The organism is Streptomyces sp. NPDC058459 (genome assembly GCF_042721685.1).
Taxonomy (GTDB): domain Bacteria; phylum Actinomycetota; class Actinomycetes; order Streptomycetales; family Streptomycetaceae; genus Streptomyces.
In genome coordinates this window covers 40,871-57,888 of sequence record NZ_JBHXLV010000002.1, presented here as the reverse complement: position 1 = coordinate 57,888, position 17,018 = coordinate 40,871, and the positions used below count along the sequence as shown (strand labels likewise).

Below are 17,018 nucleotides of genomic sequence, written 5' to 3'. Positions count from 1 at the left end.
GGGGCCCTTTCCGGACCTGCGGAAACACGGACAGGTGATGCTCGTGTGACTGCTGAGGCGGGGTCAGGGTTGCCCTGCATGAGCCTTGTATTCCGGTTGCCGTTCGCCCGTGCGGGTGACCGGATCAGTGCGTCAGCTTCAGCCCCGCCACGCACGCGATGAGCCCGAGCAGCAGCAGGATCTTCGCGGTGCCGGCCGGTTCGCCGTCGAAGAGCATGGCGTAGGCCGCGGTGAGGGCGGCGCCGATGCCGACCCAGACCGCGTACCCGGTGCCGACCGGGACCGTGCGGAGGGCGAAGGCGAGGCCCGACATGCTGAGCAGCAGGCCGAGTACGAAGATCACGGACGGCAGAAGGCTGCTGAAGCCTTGCGACTTGCCGAGGGCGGTCGCCCACACCGCTTCCAGCATTCCGGACAGTACGAGCGCGATCCATCCCATGGAGAACTCCCACGCGCCGTCTTGTCGTGTGCTGGGTACGGCGCACCTCGTCCAGGAGCCGATCGAAGCTCTGTCAGCCATGGTCGCACGGGCGGCGCGCGCTCACTTCGCGTCCGCGTAGCACTCCACCACGGCCGTGCTGAACGGGAAGCGCACCGGGGTGTCGCCGAAGGTGAGCCGGGCCGCCAGGGTGGAGGCTTCCCGGATGGCCGCCGCGACCTGCTCGGCCTCCTCGGCGGGGCAGTGCACGATGACCTCGTCGTGCTGGAAGAAGACCAGCTCGGCGGCGAGGTCCGCGCACGCGCGGCGCAGGGCGGCCAGGAGCAGCAGCGTCCAGTCGGCGGCGCTGCCCTGGACGACGAAGTTGCGGGCGAAGCGGCCCCTGCTCCGGTCACTCGGCGTTCCTCCGCCGGACCCCTCCTCCTCACCGGCCGGGATGCCCGCCTCCTCCGCGGTGTCCGCGTCCGCGCCGGCCACCGGCGGGCAGGTGCGGCCCAGCCAGGTGCGGACCAGGCGGCCCTCCTCGCCCGCGCGGGCGGCCTCGTCCACGTAGGCCACGGCCCTGGGGTAGCGGCGGCGCAGCGCGGCCAGGTTCTTCAGGCCGTCGCCCGAGGTCTGGCCGTAGATCGCGCCGAGGACGGCCAGCTTGGCCTGGTCGCGGTCGCCGGAGAAGGCGCGCTCGGACACGGACTGGTAGAGGTCGCTCTCGCGGGCCGCGACCTCCATCAGCCCGGCGTCGCGGGAGATCGCCGCCAGCACCCTGGGCTCCATCTGGGCTGCGTCGGCCACCACCAGCCGCCAGCCGGCGTCGGCCACGACCGCGCGCCGGATCACCTTGGGTATCTGCAGGGCGCCCCCGCCGTTGGTGACCCAGCGCCCGGTGACCGTGCCGCCCGCGAGGAACTCGGGACGGAACCGGCCCTCGCGCACCCAGTCCCGCAGCCAGGACCAGCCGTGCGCCACCCAGATCCGGTACAGCCGCTTGTACTCCAGCAGCGGGGCCACGGCCGGGTGGTCGAGGGACTGGAGTTCCCAGCGCCGGGTGGAGCCGACCTTGATCCCGGCCCGTGCGAAGGCCCTGATCACGTCGGCCGGGAGATCCGGGCGGACCCGGTGGCCGAAGGCCGTGGACACCTCGTCGGCCAGCTCACTGAGACGGCGCGGTTCGCCGCCGCCCGCGTACCGCTCGCCCAGGAGGTCGGTGAGCAGGGCGCGGTGCACGTCGGCGCGCCAGGGCAGGCCCGCGCGGTTCATCTCGGCGGCCACCAGCATCCCCGCCGACTCCGCACCGGTCAGCAGACGCATCCGGTCGGGGTGGGCGGTCCGCTCGTGTCTTCGCTGCTGCTCGGCATAGACCTCCAGGAGGTCGGCCAGCGGCATCCGGGTGCCGGACGGCTCGAACAGGGAGGACTGGGCGCCCGGTTCGGCCGCGCGCTGCGGCGGGTCGGGCGGTACGGCGCCGCCTCGGAGGCGGGCCAGGGCGGCGGCGGCCGAGCGTGGTTCGCCGTACCGCCCCTCATGGCCCAGGAGCAGGGTCTCGGCGTCCTCGATGTCATAGCACCGCTCCACTCGCACCCCCGTGGCGAGCAGGCGCGGGTAGACCTCGGAGGTCGACCGCCACACCCAGCGTCCGGTCTCCGGGCGGCTCCGCACCGCCTGGGCGAGATCGCTCTCGCGCCGGACCGGACCAGCGGGCAGCCCGTCCGGGCCGAGGGGGGCGACATCCACGCCACCGTCCTCGGCCGGTGCGAGCGCCCACCGGTCGGTCATGCGTTTGAGTGTGGCAGGGGGGTCTGACAATGGGTCTGACCTGTGCTTTCGGCGTGCCGGCCCATCGGAAGGGTTATCGGCTTGGCCTACGCTCGGCCGCGCGGCTCAGCTGTCCTCCCCGTCGTCCGGATGGCTGGCCGTCTGCCGGGCCGTGGTAGCCGCCCCCTTCTGCTCCAGGAGCAGCGCCAGCGCCCGGTTCACGTACTCCTCGGTGCCCTCCTTGGTGATGCCGAGGCCGGCGAGGACGCCCGCGCCGTTCTCCTGCTCCAGCAGGGCCAGCAGGATGTGCTCGGTGCCGATGTAGTTGTGGTCCAGCCGGAGTGCCTCGCGGAAGGTGAGTTCCAGGGCCTTCTTGGCCTTGGGGCCATAGGGGACCAGCTCCGGGGTGACTTCGGCGGCCGGAGGGAGGGCGTCGGTAGCGGCCCGGCGTACGGCGTCGGCCGCTACGCCCTGTGCCTCCATCGCCTTCACCGCGAGGCCTTCCGGCTCGGCCAGCAGGCCGAGGACCAGGTGCTCGGGCCTGCCCTCCGCGTTGCGGGCGGTCACCGCCGCGTTGTGCGCGGCCATGACGACGTTGCGGGCGCGGGGGGTGTAGCGGCTGAAGCCCTGGCCGGGGTCGAGATCGGCCGACTCCTTCGAGACGAACCGCTTCTGCGCCGCCTGCCGGGTCACCCCCATGCTCCTGCCGATGTCGGTCCAGGAGGCACCCGAGCGGCGGGCCTGGTCCACGAAGTGCCCGATCAGATGGTCCGCCACATCGCCCAGGTGATCCGCGGCGATCACCGCGTCCTGAAGCTGTTCGAGGGGCTCGGCGTGGGCGGTCTTGATGGCCTCGATGAGGTCGTCGAGGCGTACGGAAGCCGTGACTTTCGGGTTGGTCGCCATGTGACAACCGTAGGTTGACACCCCGCCATTGTCAACCAATGGTTGACAGTCACCCTCGACGCTCCGTGCCATACCAAGGATTCACAACAAGGATTATTGTCCACACCCTGTGGACAACTTTGGCGGCCTGTCGGCGGAACATGGCACGATCGACCACGTGACCAGCACCGCCAGCACCGTCGAACGCGCCTTCGCGGCCGCTCTCTACGACGACACCGACTCGGGACTCGACACCGGCGCATCCCTGCTCGCCGCCGACACCGGTGCCGATGCCGAACTCACCCGGCGCGGCGAGGAGTTCGTCGCGGCGGCCTGGCAACGCGGATGGCAGCCCGCCGATGTGGCGCGGTTGGTGCGCCGGGAGCTGGAAGACACCCATCTCGGCCTCGCCGCCGGGCTGATCCGCGTCCAGGCGGCGAAGGACCGGCCGCGCGGCCCCCGTTGGACCGCCCAGCTCGACGCCCTCGCCGACCTGCCGGACGCCCGCGCCAGCGACCGTTTCTCGCACGCCACCACCGTTCTGGAGCTGTACCGGCTGCTGCTGCGCCTGCCCACGCTGGAGCCGCTGGAAGAACCACGCCGGCCCACCGGACCAGGCACCTCCCGCATGCTCGGCCGTATCCGCGCCCTGCTCGCCAAGGCCGAGGGGACCGGGTATCCGGAGGAGGCCGAGGCGCTCACCGCCAAGGCGCAGGAGCTGATGGCCCGGCACAGTGTCGACGAGGCGCTGCTCGCCGCCTCCGCCCCGGCGCCGGACGCGCCCGGCGCCTGCCGGACAGGTGTCGAGCCGCCCTATGAGCAGGCCAAGGCCGTCCTGCTGGACGCGGTCGCCCGCGCCAACCACTGCCGCGCGGTGTGGAACGAGCCGTACGCCTTCTCCACGGTCGTCGGCTTCGAGGCGGACCTGGAGGCGGTCGAGCTGCTGTACACCTCGCTGCTGGTGCAGGCCACGCACGCGATGGCCAAGGCCGAGGCGGCGCAGCGGGCCGGGGGCCGCAAGCGGACCAAGGCCTTCCGGCAGTCGTTCCTGGCCGCCTACGCCCACCGCGTCGGGGACCGGCTCGCGGCCGCCGCCGAGAGCCAGGTCAGCCAGGACCTGCTGCCGGTGCTGGTCACCCGTGAGACGGCGGTGACCGACCGCGTGGAAAGCATGTTCCCGCGCACGACCACCACCCGGCTGCGCGGCATCAACGACGAGGCCGGCTGGACGGAGGGAGCGAGAGCGGCCGACGAGGCCCAGGTCAGGTCACGCCGACGGCTGCCCTGAGGCACGGCGGCCGCCTACCCGCCCGACCCGCCCACCCGTTCACCGACGCGCCGGCCCACCGAGCCCCTGGCCTCCGGCCGAGCCCCTGGCCTCCGGCCGAGCCCCTGGCCTCCGGCTGAGCCCTCGCTCCCGGGCCGAGTCCCCGCCCCCGGGCGGAGCCCTAGTCGCCCACCTGCTGGAACGCGCTCACCGAGCCGTCCACGCCGTCCGCCCCCTTGCCCGCGACCGGGCCGAACTTCCACGGGAAGGTCTTCGCCTCGCCGCCGCCCGGCAGGGTGACCTCCATGCTGCTCGCCTTCAGCGCCTTGGCGTCGCCGTCCGCGCCGCGCACGTAGGAGACGGTGAAGGTCGCCGAGGCGCCCTTGGCCAGCTTCAGCGTCTGGGCCTGCGCGCCCTCGCTCACCGCCAGCTTCACCGAACGGTCGCCGTCGCGCAGGGTGACGCCGGGGAAGTGGTCCAGGACGCAGGGGGCGCTCTGGTTGGTGATGCTGACCGGTACCTCGCCGCTGTCCCCGGCGGCGGGCGCGACGCTCGCCGAGCCGACCTCCAGGGAGACCGCGCCGGCCGCGCAGCCCGAGCCGGTGCTGCTCCTGGCGCCGTCCGTGCCGCCGCCGCTGCCGCCGTCGTCGCAGGCGGTCAGGGCGAGGGCGGCGGCAAGAGCGGTGAGGGTGAGCGGAATGACACGGCGCATGTACTGGTCCCATCGAGGTCGTGACGTCTCCCCGCATCATGGCGCCTCGGCGCGGGGGCCGAGCAGGCACCCCCGCCGATTCACCACTTCAGGCGGAGAAACCGGGGAAACACCTGCGGACGACGGACCTGAGACGGACCTACGGCGGACCTACGACGAACCCACGGCGGACCTACGACGAACCCACGGCGGACCTACGACGGCTGAAGGCTGGTCGGCAGCCCCGTCGGCAGCTTGCCGCCGTCGGCCCTGGTGTACGACTCCGACCCCGCGTCCCCCTTCCAGGTCACCTTGAGCGCCGTGCCGTTGACCGAGTCGACCGTGCCCTCGGACCGGCTGTCGTCGCCGCCCTGGCAGGTCAGCCTGATCGTGCCCCTGCCCGCCCGTTCGCCCGCCGTGCCGCTGCACACCGTGCCGCCGGTCACGAAGAGCCCGGCCTGCTTCCCGGTGATCACCAGGGCGACGATCTTCCCGCCGCCGGTGGTGATCCAGCTGCCCTGGAGCCCGTCGGAGGCACCGGCGCCGTCGGAGCCGTTCGAGCCGGAGGGGGCCGGGGCCGCACTGCTCGTGGTGGGGGAGGGGGACTCGTCCGGTGTGCCGTCCCCGCCGCACGCCGTCGCGGTCAGCGCGAGCGCGCCCACCAGCCCGGCCGCCGCAGCGGCCCGCACCTTCGCCGTAGCCGTCGTCACGTCAAGCTCCCAACCAGTAGCCGGTCGCCTCGCCGGCCGTGCGCGAGGCCCCCCTGAGCCGGAGGTCGGCAGCAAGTTACCAGCCGTGTCCCGGTACATTCCGGGACACGGGGGAACAGGACGGGCCCGGCGCGCGTCTCCGCCCCGGGAGGGACGTTCCGATCCGGACGACCTGGCGCGGAAGCGCTGGCCCGGGGCCCGTCCGCGCATGCCGGAAGCCGCTTCGGGGCAGACGCGTCAGCACCACCAGCCCCGAGGCTCGGGTAAAGCGGACGTCAAAGCTGTAACCGCGGGAACACCCGCCGTGCACGTGCATCTGCTCATTCACCTGCACATGAACAAGGTTATGATCCGGGTCGATCGACCGTGTGATGTCGATCAGTGCGACATCGACCAGATCATCCATGGCCACATCGGACAGTGCACAGCGGGGAGCGACCTGTGGACCGCCACGTTGACGGCATGTACGGGGGGTACGACGTGTACAACGGCATGACTGCCACGCAGTTGGACGGCGTGGCATGGCAGAAGAGCCGTCACAGCAACTCCCAGGGGTCCTGCGTGGAGTTCGCGCGGCTGCCCGGCGGCGAGGTGGCGGTGCGCAACTCCCGCTTCCCGGACGGGCCCGCGCTGGTCTACACCCGCGCGGAGATCGAGGCGATGCTCCTCGGCATCAAGGACGGCGAGTTCGACCACCTCATCGCCGGCTGACCCCGCTACCGGCCGGCGTCGGCGGCAGCCACGCCCGACAACGATGTCACTGACGTGGACCAGCGGGACGGCCAGCGTCGCTCACTTGGTGCTCCCCAGCCGGAACAGCGCCCAGACCAGCTTGCCGCCGGCCCCGCCCGTGACCGGGTGCCAGCCCCAGCCGTCCGCGAGGGACTCCACCAGCAGCAGCCCCCGCCCCGACTCGGCGGAGAAGTCGTCCTCGGTCTCGCGTGGCACGGGGCTCTCGTCGCTCGGGTCGCGCACCGAACACACCAACCGCCCGGTCCAGCGCAGCAGATGCAGCCGGACGGGTGCCGACTGCCCTGCGCCGGACGGGAGTTCGGCTGGCAGCGCGTGCCGCAGGGCGTTGGTGACGAGTTCGGAGACGACCAGGGCGATGTCGTCGAAGCGGTCGCCGACGTCCCAGTGGCCGAGGGTGGACCGGGTGAAGCGCCGGGCCTCACGGACCGCGTCGTAGCGTGCGGGCAGCGCGCAGGAGGCGGCTTCGGACGCGGCTTCGGGGTCCAGCGGCGGAAGGCCCTGCCGTAATGGCTTGAGCATGGTCGATCCATTCATCCCCATGCGAGGCACTCCCGGGAATCGCGGTCGTGGCGAGGCAGCGGTGGCGCTGGTCCATGGTTTCGGATGCGCACAGCAGATGCAAGGGCAGATGCACGTGCACGCGGCCGAAATCACCCTGCGCGTACCGCTTCTTGGCCATTTTTTCCGCCATCCGAATTTCCTCAGGCGTCAGTGGTATCGACCTATGGAGGGCAGAAACGGTTCAGCTCTTTCCGTTTCCGTAACCGTACGAGTACTGCTTGAAGTGTTTTAGTGGCAGACTCAGGAACTTGAGGACGGTTGGGGAGGCGACGAACGTGAGCGCGGGAGAGCCCGGATCGGTGGTGCGGCGGATGCTGCTCGGCTCGCAACTCAGGCGGCTGCGAGAAGCTCGGGGGATCACACGAGAGGCGGCGGGTTACTCGATCCGCGCCTCCGAATCGAAGATCAGCCGGATGGAGCTGGGCCGGGTGAGCTTCAAGACCAGGGACGTCGAAGACCTGTTGACGCTCTACGGCATCGACGACGAGGCGGAGCGCGAGTCGCTGCTCTCCCTCGCACGGGAGGCCAACGTGGCGGGCTGGTGGCACAGTTACTCCGACGTGCTGCCGAGCTGGTTCCCCACCTATGTGGGCCTGGAGGGCGCCGCGCACCTCATCCGGGTCTACGAGGTGCAGTTCGTGCACGGCCTGCTCCAGACCGAGGACTACGCCCGCGCGGTCGTCCGGCGCGGCATGCGCGGCGCGAGCGCGGAATGCCTGGAGCGCCGGGTCGCGCTGCGCCTGGAGCGGCAGAAGCATCTGCTCGACGACCACGCGCCCGAGTTCCACATCGTGCTCGACGAGGCCGCCCTGCACCGCCCGTACGGCGACCGCGAGGTCATGCGGGGGCAGCTGCGGCACCTGATCGAGGTCTCCGAGCGGCCCGACGTACGCCTTCAGGTCATGCCCTTCGGCTTCGGCGGGCACTCCGGGGAGAGCGGTGCCTTCACCCTGCTCAGCTTCCCCGAGTCCGACCTCTCCGACGTGGTCTACCTGGAGCAGCTCACCAGCGCGCTCTACCTGGACAAGCGCGAGGACGTCGCCCAGTACGAGCACGCGTTCAAGGAGTTGCAGCAGGACAGCCCCGGCCCGGAGGAGAGCCGGGACCTCATCCGAAGGCTCGCCGAACAGGTCTGAACCGACGAGGAGTTGAGGGGATGCGCGCTCCTCGCTCTCCGTAGCGCACCAGTACGATGGCCCGTGATCAGCACCTGGCGTGACTCAGCCGTACGCTCATGATTGAGGGATCACATGGTGGCCTTTTTCAGCGACCTCGCCCAGCAGTACATCGACGGCGAATGGCGGCAGGGCACCGGCTCCTGGGACGTCATCGACTTCGACCCCTACGACGACGAGAAGCTGGCCTCGATCACCGTGGCCTCGGTCGACGAGGTCGACCAGGCGTACCGGGCCGCCGAGCGGGCCCAGCGGGAATGGGCGCGCACCAGCCCCTACGCGCGTCGCGCGGTCTTCGAGCGGGCCCTCGCCCTGCTGGAGGAGCGCGAGGAGGAGATCGCGGAGCTGATCGTCACGGAGCTGGGCGGCACCCGGGTGAAGGCGGGCTTCGAGATCCACCTCGCCAAGGAGTTCCTGCGCGAGTCGGTCCAGCTGGCGCTGAGCCCCGAGGGCCGCATCCTGCCGTCGCCGGTGGAGGGCAAGGAGAACCGCCTCTACCGTCTCCCGGTCGGCGTGGTGGGCGTGATCAGCCCCTTCAACTTCCCCTTCCTGCTGTCGCTGAAGTCGGTCGCCCCGGCGCTCGCGCTCGGCAACGGCGTGGTCCTCAAGCCGCACCAGAGCACCCCGATCGCGGGCGGCACCCTCATCGGCAAGCTCTTCGAGGACGCCGGCCTGCCGGGCGGACTGCTCAACGTGATCGTGACCGACATCGCGGAGATCGGGGACGCCTTCATCGAGCACCCGGTGCCCCGGGTCATCTCCTTCACCGGCTCCGACGCCACCGGCCGCCATGTCGCCACCGTGTGCGCGGCCCACTTCAAGCGGGTGGTGCTCGAACTCGGCGGCAACAGCGCCCTGGTGGTGCTGGACGACGCGGACCTCGACTACGCGGTGGACGCGGCCGTCTTCAGCCGGTTCGTGCACCAGGGGCAGGTCTGCATGGCCGCCAACCGGGTGCTGGTGGACCGGTCGGTGGCGGACGAGTTCAGCGAGAAGTTCGTCGCCAAGGTGCGCTCGCTGCCGGTGGGCGACCCGCGCGATCCGCGTACCGTCATCGGGCCGGTCATCAACTCCACGCAGGCGAGCGCCCTTTCCTCGGTGGTCGAGCAGGCGCTCGCCGAAGGGGCCACGGCGCTGGTGCGTGGCTCGGTCGAGGGCAACCTGGTCGCGCCCACCGTGCTCACCGATGTGCCGGAGCACTCGGACCTGCTGCGCCAGGAGGTCTTCGGGCCGGTCGTCTTCCTCGTCCCGTTCGACGGGGAGGAGGAGGCCCGGCGCATCGTCAACGACACCCCCTACGGGCTCAGCGGCGCCGTCCACACCGGTGACATCGAGCGCGGGGTGGCGTTCGCGCGGCGGATCGACACCGGGATGTTCCATGTGAACGACGGCACCGTGCACGACGAGCCGATCGTGCCGTTCGGGGGGGAGAAGCACTCGGGGCTCGGCCGGCTGAACGGCGAGACGACCGTCGAGGCGTTCACCACCACCAAGTGGATCTCGGTGCAGCACGGGCGCAGCGGCTTCCCGTTCTGAGCGACCGCGAGAAACTTCCGCCGTCACGGGCCATCGAGGACAGGATCTGACCTCGATGGCCCGTAGCTTCGTCGGTGTCGGGGCCGGACGGCTCCGGCTGGACCTAGGAGAGGCGGACGATCATGGTTGCTCATGTGCGAGCCGAGGCGCCGGGCGACGAGCGCGGGGCACTGCTGGCGTTCCTGGACGAGCAGCGCGGCGGCATCCGCAGGGCTCTGCTGGGCGTGACCGAGGAGCAGGCGCGCACCCGGCCCAGCGCGAGCGAACTGTCCCTGGGCGGCCTGCTGAAGCATGTCGTCGAGGTGGAGCAGGGCTGGGTCGCCCGCGCCCTTCAGGAGCCCGCGGCGGTACCGCGGGACGAGTCGAACTGGCACGAGTCCTTCCTGCTCACCGAGGACGAGACGGTGGCCGGAACTCTGGCGTACTGGGAGCAGGTGGCCACCGCGACGGAGAAGCTGATCCGTTCCGCGCCCAGCCTGGACGACACCTTCCCGCTGCCTCAGCAGCCCTGGTTCCCGCCGGACGGCGCGGTCTCGCTGCGCTGGCTCTGTCTGCATCTGATCCGCGAGACGGCCCGGCACGCCGGCCACGCCGACATCATCCGGGAGTCCCTGGACGGCAGGACGGCCTTCGAGCTGCTCGCACTGGAGGGACAGGGGTCCGCCGCCTCCTAAACGTTCAGTGGTGGAAGCCCGTGGCCGCCTCCTTGTCACCGGTCGGCGCCTCCTGGCGGCGCAGGCCGGTGACGGCGCGGGTGAGATCGGCGAGGAAGAGGTCGGCCAGGTCGTGGGAGAAGCCGTTGCGGCACACCACCCGGAGCACGGAGAGGTCCTCCCGGTCCGGCGGAAAGGTGTACGCGGGAACCAGCCAGCCGTACTCCCGCAGCCGCCGGGAGACGTCGAACACGTCGTACGCGGTGACGTGGTCGGCGGTGGTGAAGGCGAACACCGGCAGCTGGTCACCCCGGGTCAGCAGGCGGAAGTCGCCGAGCGCCTCGACCTTTTCGGCCAGGTAGGTCGCCACGTCCCGGGTGGAGCCCTGCACCGCGCGGTAGCCGTCGCGGCCCAGGCGCAGGAACGTGTAGTACTGGGCCGCGACCTGGGCGCCGGGGCGGGAGAAGTTCAGCGCGAAGGTGGGCATGTCGCCGCCCAGGTAGTTGACGCGGAACACCAGCTCCTCGGGGAGTGCCTCCGTGTCCCGCCACAGGGCCCAGCCGACGCCCGGGTAGACCAGGCCGTACTTGTGGCCCGAGGTGTTGATCGAGGCCACGCGCGGGAGGCGGAAGTCCCAGACGAGGTCCTCGTCCAGGAAGGGGGCGACCATCGCGCCCGAGGCGCCGTCCACGTGCACGGGGATGTCGAGGCCGGTGCGCTCCTTCAGGGCGTCCAGTGCGGCGCACAGCTCGGCGACGGGCTCGTAGGAGCCGTCGAAGGTGGAGCCCAGGACGCCTACGACGCCGATGGTGTTCTCGTCGCACATCCCGGCCGCCGCGTGCGGGTCGAGGTGGAAGCGGTCGCCCTCCATGGTGACGAACCGGGGCTCCACCTCCCAGAAGTCGCAGAACTTCTCCCAGCAGACCTGGACGTTGACGCCCATCACCAGGTTCGGGCGGGCTCCCGGGTACCGGTCGGCGTTGTTCTTGGTCCAGCGGCGTTTGAGCGCCATGCCGGCGAGCATGCACGCCTCGCTGGAGCCGGTGGTGGAGCAGCCGATCACGGCCGAGGGGTCGGGGGCGTTCCACAGGTCGGCGAGGATCGCCACGCAGCGCCGCTCCAGCTCGGCGGTGCGCGGGTACTCGTCCTTGTCGATCATGTTCTTGTCCAGGCACTCCGCCATCAGCACCCCGGCCTGCGGCTCCATCCAGGTGGTGACGAAGGTGGCCAGGTTCAGCCGGGCGTTGCCGTCCAGCATGAGTTCGTCGTGCACCACCTGGTACGCCGTCGCCGGGGACAGTGAGGAGTCCGGCATCCGGTGGGTGGGCGGGGCCTCGGTCATCCCGCCGACGGGGTCGGCGTCCCCGAAGAACGGGTTGACGGAGAGGTGACGTTCCTCGTGCTTCCTGGGACCTCGGTGCAGTGCCATGGACCATGCCTCCATCAGGGGGAATCAGGGAGGGTTCAGGGACATATCAGGGAGGGTTCAGCGGATCGGGGTCCCGTCCGCGCGCAGCTGCATCTGCGGGCGCCCGGTCACCAGCAGCCAGGCGGGCAGCGAGGCGACGCACAGCAGGGCGAGCACTCCGGGCGAGGCGACCAGCGCGGCGGCCGTGAAGAGGCTCACCCAGCCCTGCCGGGTGATCGCCAGCAGCATCCCCAGCACCCCGGTGGCCACCCCGACCGCGGGCTGCACGGCCGGGACCAGGGCGTGCGCGCACAGGCCCAGCGCGGCCCCGATGAACACGGACGGGAAGATCCGGCCGCCCCGGAACCCGCAGGAGGCCGCCACCACCAGCGCGGCCAGCTTCACCACCGCCAGCACCGCGAACTGGCCCGCCGACCAGCCGTCCGGGTCCCGCGCCAGCTCTCCGACCTCGGTGAGCCCCTTGAACAGCGTGAGATGGCCGCCCGCGGCCGCCAGGGCGCCCAGCACCAGCCCGCCCGCCGGCAGCATCAGCATCGGATGCCGCAGCCGGTGGAAGGCCGTGTGGACGTGGGGGAAGACGTGGACCGCGCCCATGCCGAGCAGCGCGGCCGCCGGGGCGATCACCAGCGCCGCCACCACGTCGCCCCAGCGGGGATGGCCGAAGGGCGGCAGCCCCAGGTCGAAGGTGGGGCGCGCGACCAGCGTGGTGGTGACGGCGCCGCACGCGGCGGCGGTCAGCGGCGCGAAGAGGTTGTCCCAGAGCCGTCCGCGCAGCGGGCGCCCGGCCAGCGCCTCGGAGATCACCAGCGCCGCCGCGACCGGAGTGCCGAACAGCGCCCCGATGGTGGCCGCCTCCGCCAGCACCGGCCACAGCGAGTCCGGCGCCCTGGGCACCAGCTTCCGCCCGAGCCACATGGCGAGGCCGACGTTGACCGCGATGACCGGGTTCTCCGGGCCGAGGCTGGGCCCGCCCGCCAGCATCAGCCCCACCGCGAGCAACAGCCCCGGCAGCACCACCGGCGGCAGCACCGGCGCGTCCAGGCCGAGGGTGGCCGGATCGGGTCCGGCGTGCCCGGGGACCTTCCACACCACCAGGCCGACCGCTACACCGGTGGCGAACAGCATCACGAACATCCACAGCACCGAGTACCGGCCCACCCCCAGCGCGTCCGGCAGCGGCCCCCACAGCACGTGCTGGAGTTTCTCGGCCGCCGTGCTCACCCCGACGAAGACGAGGCTGGCGGCGATCCCCACCGTCACGGAGGGCAGGATCAGCGGCAGCAGCGCACGTGCCGGGGCCGTGGGAGCGGTCGGAGGCGGCTGCCGCGCGGTGTCCTGGGCCACGCGCTCACCATAAGCGGACAGAAAAGACACAACATCCCGAACGGCATCCGGCTTGCACCTCACGCGGCGTGAGGCGTCAGCGTGGTGTCCGGGCGGTGACGGCGACGACAGGGAGCGGGAAGTGGGCTGGTCGGTGGGGCAGGTCGCGGGGTTCGCCGGGATCACGGTGCGCGCACTGCACCACTGGGACGAGATCGGACTGCTGGTGCCCGGCGAGCGCACGCACGCGGGACACCGGCGCTACACCGACGCCGACCTCGACCGGCTCCAGCGGGTCCTCTTCTACCGGGAACTGGGCTTTCCCCTGGACGAGGTGGCCGTCCTGCTGGACGACCCGGCCGCGGACCCCCGCGCCCACCTGCGCCGGCGGCACGAGCTGCTGACCGCCCGGATCGAGAGGCTGCGGCAGCTGGCCGAGGCCGTCGAACACGCCATGGAGGCACGCAGGATGGGCATCGACCTCACCCCCGAGGAACGCTTCGAGGTCTTCGGGGACCAGGACCCCGGGCAGTACGCCGAGGAGACGGAGCGGCGCTGGGGCGGCACCGAGTCCTACGCCGAGTCGCAGCGGCGCACCGCCCGCCACACCAAGGAGGACTGGCAGCGGATGCGCGCCGAGTCCGACGACTGGAACACCCGGTACGCGGCCCTGGTGGCCGACGGCGTCCGGCCGGCCGACGCGGCGGCGATGGACCTCGCCGAGGAACACCGCCGCCACATCGGCCGCTGGTTCTACGCGTGCCCGTACCCGATGCACCGCTGTCTGGGTGAGCTGTATGTCGCGGACGCCCGCTTCACCGCCCATTACGACGCTCTCGGCCCCGGTGTCGCCGCCCATCTGAACGCGGCCATTGCCGCCAACGCCGGCCGGCACGGGGAGTGAGCCGGTGGTCCTGGCTCACTCCCGGGCCAGGACCACCGCCGTTCCGCGGGGGCGCACCCCGGTGCCCGGCTGTGCCCCGGTCGCCCGACAGTGCATGCTGGGACCGCCGGTGGAACCTGGGCCGGTCATGACGCGTTGATAGCTTTGTGCGGCCACCGACAGACATCGCTGACCTCGCAGCCGCCGCAGCCGCCGCAGCCGCCCTTCTCCCCCCCCCTCAGGAGCCCGGACCCGTGACGACACTCGCCCTCGGCCCGAGCTGGCTCGACCCCGACCACCTGCTGCAGACGTACAGCATCTGGGGTCTGCTGCTCATCGTCTTCGCCGAGTCCGGCCTGCTCATCGGCTTCTTCCTGCCGGGTGACTCGCTGCTGTTCACCGCCGGTCTGCTGATCAACTCCGGCCGGCTGGACTTCCCGCTGTGGGGCGCCGTCGCGCTGATCTGCGCCGCCGCGATCCTGGGCGACCAGGCGGGCTACATGTTCGGCAAGAAGGTCGGCCCGTCCCTGTTCAACCGGCCCGACTCGCGCGTGTTCAAACAGGAGAACGTCACCAAGGCGCACGAGTTCTTCGAGAAGTACGGCCCCAAGTCCCTGGTGCTGGCCCGCTTCGTGCCCATCGTGCGCACCTTCACGCCGATCATCGCGGGCGTCAGCGGGATGCGGTACCGCTCGTTCCTGACCTTCAACGTCATCGGCGGCGTGCTGTGGGGCGCCGGGGTGACGCTCCTCGGCTCCTGGCTCGGCAACATCGGCATCGTCAAGGACAACATCGAGGCGATGCTCATCCTCATCGTCCTCATCTCGGTGGTCCCGATCGCCATCGAGTTCCTGCGCGCCCGGGGCAAGAACAAGCGCGCGGGGCGGCAGGCCCCCGAGCAGCCCGGACACGAGCAGCCGCGGGCGCCGGTCCTGGACGACTCCACGACCCGGCTCCGCCGCATCGAGCCCGACCAGCCCTACGGGGACCCGTACGGCCGCCCGTACGAGCAGCAGGCGGCCCCCCAGCAGCAGTGGCAGCAGGGCTACGGCGGCCAGGGTCAGCCCGATCAGGGCCAGGGCGGCTACGGGCAGCAGCAGGACCCGTACCACGGCGGACAGCCCCAGCAGCAGCCGCGGTACGACGGCTACGGCCGCCCCCAGCAGCCGCACCAGCCCCAGCAGCCCTACCCCGGCCCCTACGGGTACGACCAGGGCGGCAACCGCTCCCAGTAGCGGCCGGCCCCTCGAAATCCCCTAGAAGCCCCTGGTCCGCTTGGCCGCCCGGCGCTTGCCCGCGGAGCCGATCCGCAGGGTGAGCCGGGAGATCTCGGCACCCAGGTTCACCCCGATGGCGATGGCCATGGCCAGCGACACGGCCTTGGCCAGCGACACCAGCCCCTTGTCCACCTCGCTCTGCGCGATGGACAGCAGACCGAAGTACGTGGCCGAACCGGGCAGCAGCGGGCCGATCGCGGCCGTGGTGAAGGGCAGCGCGGACGCGAACCGGTACCGCGACAGCAGCTGCCCGAACAGACCCACCAGGCCGGCCGCCACCGCCGTGGACGCCACCGGCGAGATCCCCGCGGTGTGGTGCAGCGCGCCGTACACCGACCAGGCGACACCGCCGTTGAGCGTCACCCACAGCACGGTGGAGCGCTCCTGCTGGAGCAGCACAGCGAAGGTCAGCGACAGCACCATCGACGCCACGATCTGGACCACCGGCCGGGACGAGATGCTCGGCACCGTGTCCGGGTTCAGCCCGCCGCCGATCTGCACCCCGAAGTACAGGACCGTCAGCACGCCGACGACGATGCCGACGAAGAAGTACATGACCTCCAGAAGGCGCGCGGCGGCGGTGATGTAGAAGCCCGTCAGACCGTCCTGCACGCTCGCCACCAGCGCTCTTCCGGGCAGCAGCGCGAACAGCCCACCGGTGATCACCGCGGACGCCTTCACATCGACGTGCGCCAGCGAGAACGCCACCCCGATCGCGGCGGGCGGCATCGCGGCCACCGTGAACTGGTAGAACTCCGGCAGCCCGCGCCCTGCGCACAGCCACGCCAGCCGGTCGCCCAGCATCGCGCCCAGCGCCGCCGCGACGAACACGATCACGTCACCGCCGACCAGCACCGAGGCCGCACCCGCCAGCAGCCCGCTCGCCAGGGTCAGCGCCCAGCCGGGGTACGGGTGCCGGTTACGGCGCATCTCCGCCAGCCGGCCGTACGCCTCCTCCAGGGAGACCTGCGCCTCGGCGTCCGTGAGGTCGTCCACCAGCCGGAAGACCGCGGCCAGCCGGGTGTAGTCGGTGCCGCGCCTGCGGACCGTCCGGGACGCCGTCACCGGGTCCTCCACCAGCGAGGGCTGATAGGTGATCGACAGCAGCGTGAAGGTCACCGTCGGCTCGCAGCGGTCCAGCCCGTAGGACCGGCACACCGCGAACATCGCGGCCTCCACGTCCTCGGCGCCCTCACCGCCCGCGAGGAGCAACTCCCCGATACGCAGGGTCAGGTCGAGCACGCGCGGGACCGCCGGGCCCTCGTCCTCGGCCCGCGCCACCGGTTCCGGCGCCGGACGCTCGGCCACCGGCATGCGCAGCATCGTGCGCATCCGGTCCTGCCAGGGCGCGTCCGTGACCAGTGCGATCATCGGTGCGCCGGACGCGGGGGTGAACGCGGACGGCGCGTCCTTGACGCCGTACGTGCGCGGCCGGTCGAACGCCGAGCCCTCCGGCTCGGCCTCCGCCTGCGCGCCCTCCAGCCCCCTGGGCCTGGAGAACTCGGATGTCGTCTCCGACTCGCCGCCCGTCCTGGCGACCGCGAGCCCCTCCGGAACGGCGAACTCGGACGTGATCTCCGGGTCGTACGTGGCCCGCGCCTCGTCCGACCGGGGCTTGCGGTCCTCCGCCTCCGACACCTCGCACCGCTCCCTGAACGACACCTTCCGATTACGCCTCAGTATGCGC

17 protein-coding genes and 1 riboswitch are annotated in these 17,018 nt (G+C 71.6%); of the genes, 8 read left to right on the top strand and 9 right to left on the bottom strand.

All coding sequences use genetic code 11. The features are described 5' to 3' along the window. Positions 1 to 124 precede the first annotated feature (124 nt). From ACFWN1_RS00875 to ACFWN1_RS00865, 3 genes are all read right to left on the bottom strand, one after another. The gene (locus tag ACFWN1_RS00875) at positions 125 to 439 is read right to left on the bottom strand and encodes a DMT family transporter (protein WP_384356742.1); all 315 of its coding nucleotides are present in this window, start codon (positions 437 to 439) and stop codon (positions 125 to 127) included. Positions 440 to 449: 10 nt separating this feature from the next. Next, positions 450 to 513, bottom strand: a riboswitch (guanidine-III (ykkC-III) riboswitch). Between the two features lie 28 nt (positions 514 to 541). Further along, the gene (locus ACFWN1_RS00870) at positions 542 to 2,209 is read right to left on the bottom strand and encodes a bifunctional 3'-5' exonuclease/DNA polymerase (RefSeq protein WP_384356739.1); all 1,668 of its coding nucleotides are present in this window, start codon (positions 2,207 to 2,209) and stop codon (positions 542 to 544) included. Between the two features lie 105 nt (positions 2,210 to 2,314). Next, complete coding sequence (locus tag ACFWN1_RS00865; RefSeq protein WP_384356736.1) at positions 2,315 to 3,094, bottom strand: Clp protease N-terminal domain-containing protein; 780 nt, start codon at positions 3,092 to 3,094, stop codon at positions 2,315 to 2,317. A gap of 157 nt (positions 3,095 to 3,251) precedes the next feature. Between ACFWN1_RS00865 and ACFWN1_RS00860 the strand changes: the two genes are divergently transcribed. Continuing rightward, entirely contained in the window at positions 3,252 to 4,361 is a 1,110-nt protein-coding gene (locus ACFWN1_RS00860) for a DUF2786 domain-containing protein (protein ID WP_384356733.1), read from the top strand. Positions 4,362 to 4,521: 160 nt separating this feature from the next. On the opposite strand, the gene ACFWN1_RS00855 is transcribed toward ACFWN1_RS00860, so the two are convergent. Together ACFWN1_RS00855 and ACFWN1_RS00850 are read right to left on the bottom strand one after the other, a co-directional pair. Further along, complete coding sequence (locus tag ACFWN1_RS00855) at positions 4,522 to 5,052, bottom strand: DUF4232 domain-containing protein (protein ID WP_384356730.1); 531 nt, start codon at positions 5,050 to 5,052, stop codon at positions 4,522 to 4,524. A gap of 194 nt (positions 5,053 to 5,246) precedes the next feature. Then, a complete protein-coding gene (locus ACFWN1_RS00850) occupies positions 5,247 to 5,741 on the bottom strand; it encodes a hypothetical protein (protein ID WP_384356727.1) in 495 nt (164 codons plus the stop codon). 462 nt (positions 5,742 to 6,203) lie between these two features. On the opposite strand from ACFWN1_RS00850, the gene ACFWN1_RS00845 reads away from it, so the two are divergent. Next, positions 6,204 to 6,452 (top strand): DUF397 domain-containing protein, encoded by a 249-nt coding sequence (locus tag ACFWN1_RS00845; RefSeq protein ID WP_037775640.1) that lies wholly within the window; start codon positions 6,204 to 6,206, stop codon positions 6,450 to 6,452. 81 nt (positions 6,453 to 6,533) lie between these two features. On the opposite strand, the gene ACFWN1_RS00840 is transcribed toward ACFWN1_RS00845, so the two are convergent. Beyond that, a complete protein-coding gene (locus tag ACFWN1_RS00840; RefSeq protein ID WP_384356724.1) occupies positions 6,534 to 7,013 on the bottom strand; it encodes an ATP-binding protein in 480 nt (159 codons plus the stop codon). On the opposite strand from ACFWN1_RS00840, the gene ACFWN1_RS00835 reads away from it, so the two are divergent. The 4 genes from ACFWN1_RS00835 (at position 7,012) to ACFWN1_RS00820 (ending at position 10,440) form a co-directional block, all read left to right on the top strand. Next, complete coding sequence (locus ACFWN1_RS00835; RefSeq protein ID WP_384356856.1) at positions 7,012 to 7,287, top strand: hypothetical protein; 276 nt, start codon at positions 7,012 to 7,014, stop codon at positions 7,285 to 7,287. The two genes, ACFWN1_RS00840 and ACFWN1_RS00835, sit on opposite strands and share 2 nt — an antisense overlap. A gap of 79 nt (positions 7,288 to 7,366) precedes the next feature. Then, positions 7,367 to 8,191 (top strand): helix-turn-helix domain-containing protein, encoded by an 825-nt coding sequence (locus ACFWN1_RS00830; RefSeq protein ID WP_384356853.1) that lies wholly within the window; start codon positions 7,367 to 7,369, stop codon positions 8,189 to 8,191. Positions 8,192 to 8,305: 114 nt separating this feature from the next. Then, positions 8,306 to 9,766, top strand: coding sequence for an aldehyde dehydrogenase family protein (locus ACFWN1_RS00825; RefSeq protein WP_384356720.1), 1,461 nt, complete (start codon positions 8,306 to 8,308; stop codon positions 9,764 to 9,766). A gap of 122 nt (positions 9,767 to 9,888) precedes the next feature. Beyond that, positions 9,889 to 10,440: a DinB family protein gene (locus ACFWN1_RS00820; RefSeq protein WP_384356717.1), complete on the top strand. Its 552-nt coding sequence runs from the start codon at positions 9,889 to 9,891 to the stop codon at positions 10,438 to 10,440. Between the two features lie 4 nt (positions 10,441 to 10,444). Here the strand turns inward: ACFWN1_RS00820 and ACFWN1_RS00815 are convergent, their stop codons facing one another. Then, a complete protein-coding gene (locus tag ACFWN1_RS00815; RefSeq protein ID WP_384356714.1) occupies positions 10,445 to 11,848 on the bottom strand; it encodes a glutamate decarboxylase in 1,404 nt (467 codons plus the stop codon). 57 nt (positions 11,849 to 11,905) lie between these two features. Beyond that, positions 11,906 to 13,192 carry an ion channel protein gene (locus tag ACFWN1_RS00810; protein WP_384356711.1) on the bottom strand — a complete coding sequence of 429 codons (1,287 nt, stop codon included), beginning with the start codon at positions 13,190 to 13,192 and terminating at the stop codon, positions 11,906 to 11,908. 121 nt (positions 13,193 to 13,313) lie between these two features. Here ACFWN1_RS00810 and ACFWN1_RS00805 point away from each other — a divergent pair, with 121 nt between their 5' ends. Further along, a complete protein-coding gene (locus ACFWN1_RS00805; protein WP_384356708.1) occupies positions 13,314 to 14,075 on the top strand; it encodes a MerR family transcriptional regulator in 762 nt (253 codons plus the stop codon). A 233-nt stretch (positions 14,076 to 14,308) separates the two neighbouring features. Next, positions 14,309 to 15,289: a DedA family protein gene (locus tag ACFWN1_RS00800; RefSeq protein ID WP_384356705.1), complete on the top strand. Its 981-nt coding sequence runs from the start codon at positions 14,309 to 14,311 to the stop codon at positions 15,287 to 15,289. A gap of 21 nt (positions 15,290 to 15,310) precedes the next feature. Here the strand turns inward: ACFWN1_RS00800 and ACFWN1_RS00795 are convergent, their stop codons facing one another. After that, positions 15,311 to 16,969, bottom strand: coding sequence for a threonine/serine exporter ThrE family protein (locus ACFWN1_RS00795; protein WP_384356702.1), 1,659 nt, complete (start codon positions 16,967 to 16,969; stop codon positions 15,311 to 15,313). Positions 16,970 to 17,018 lie beyond the last annotated feature (49 nt).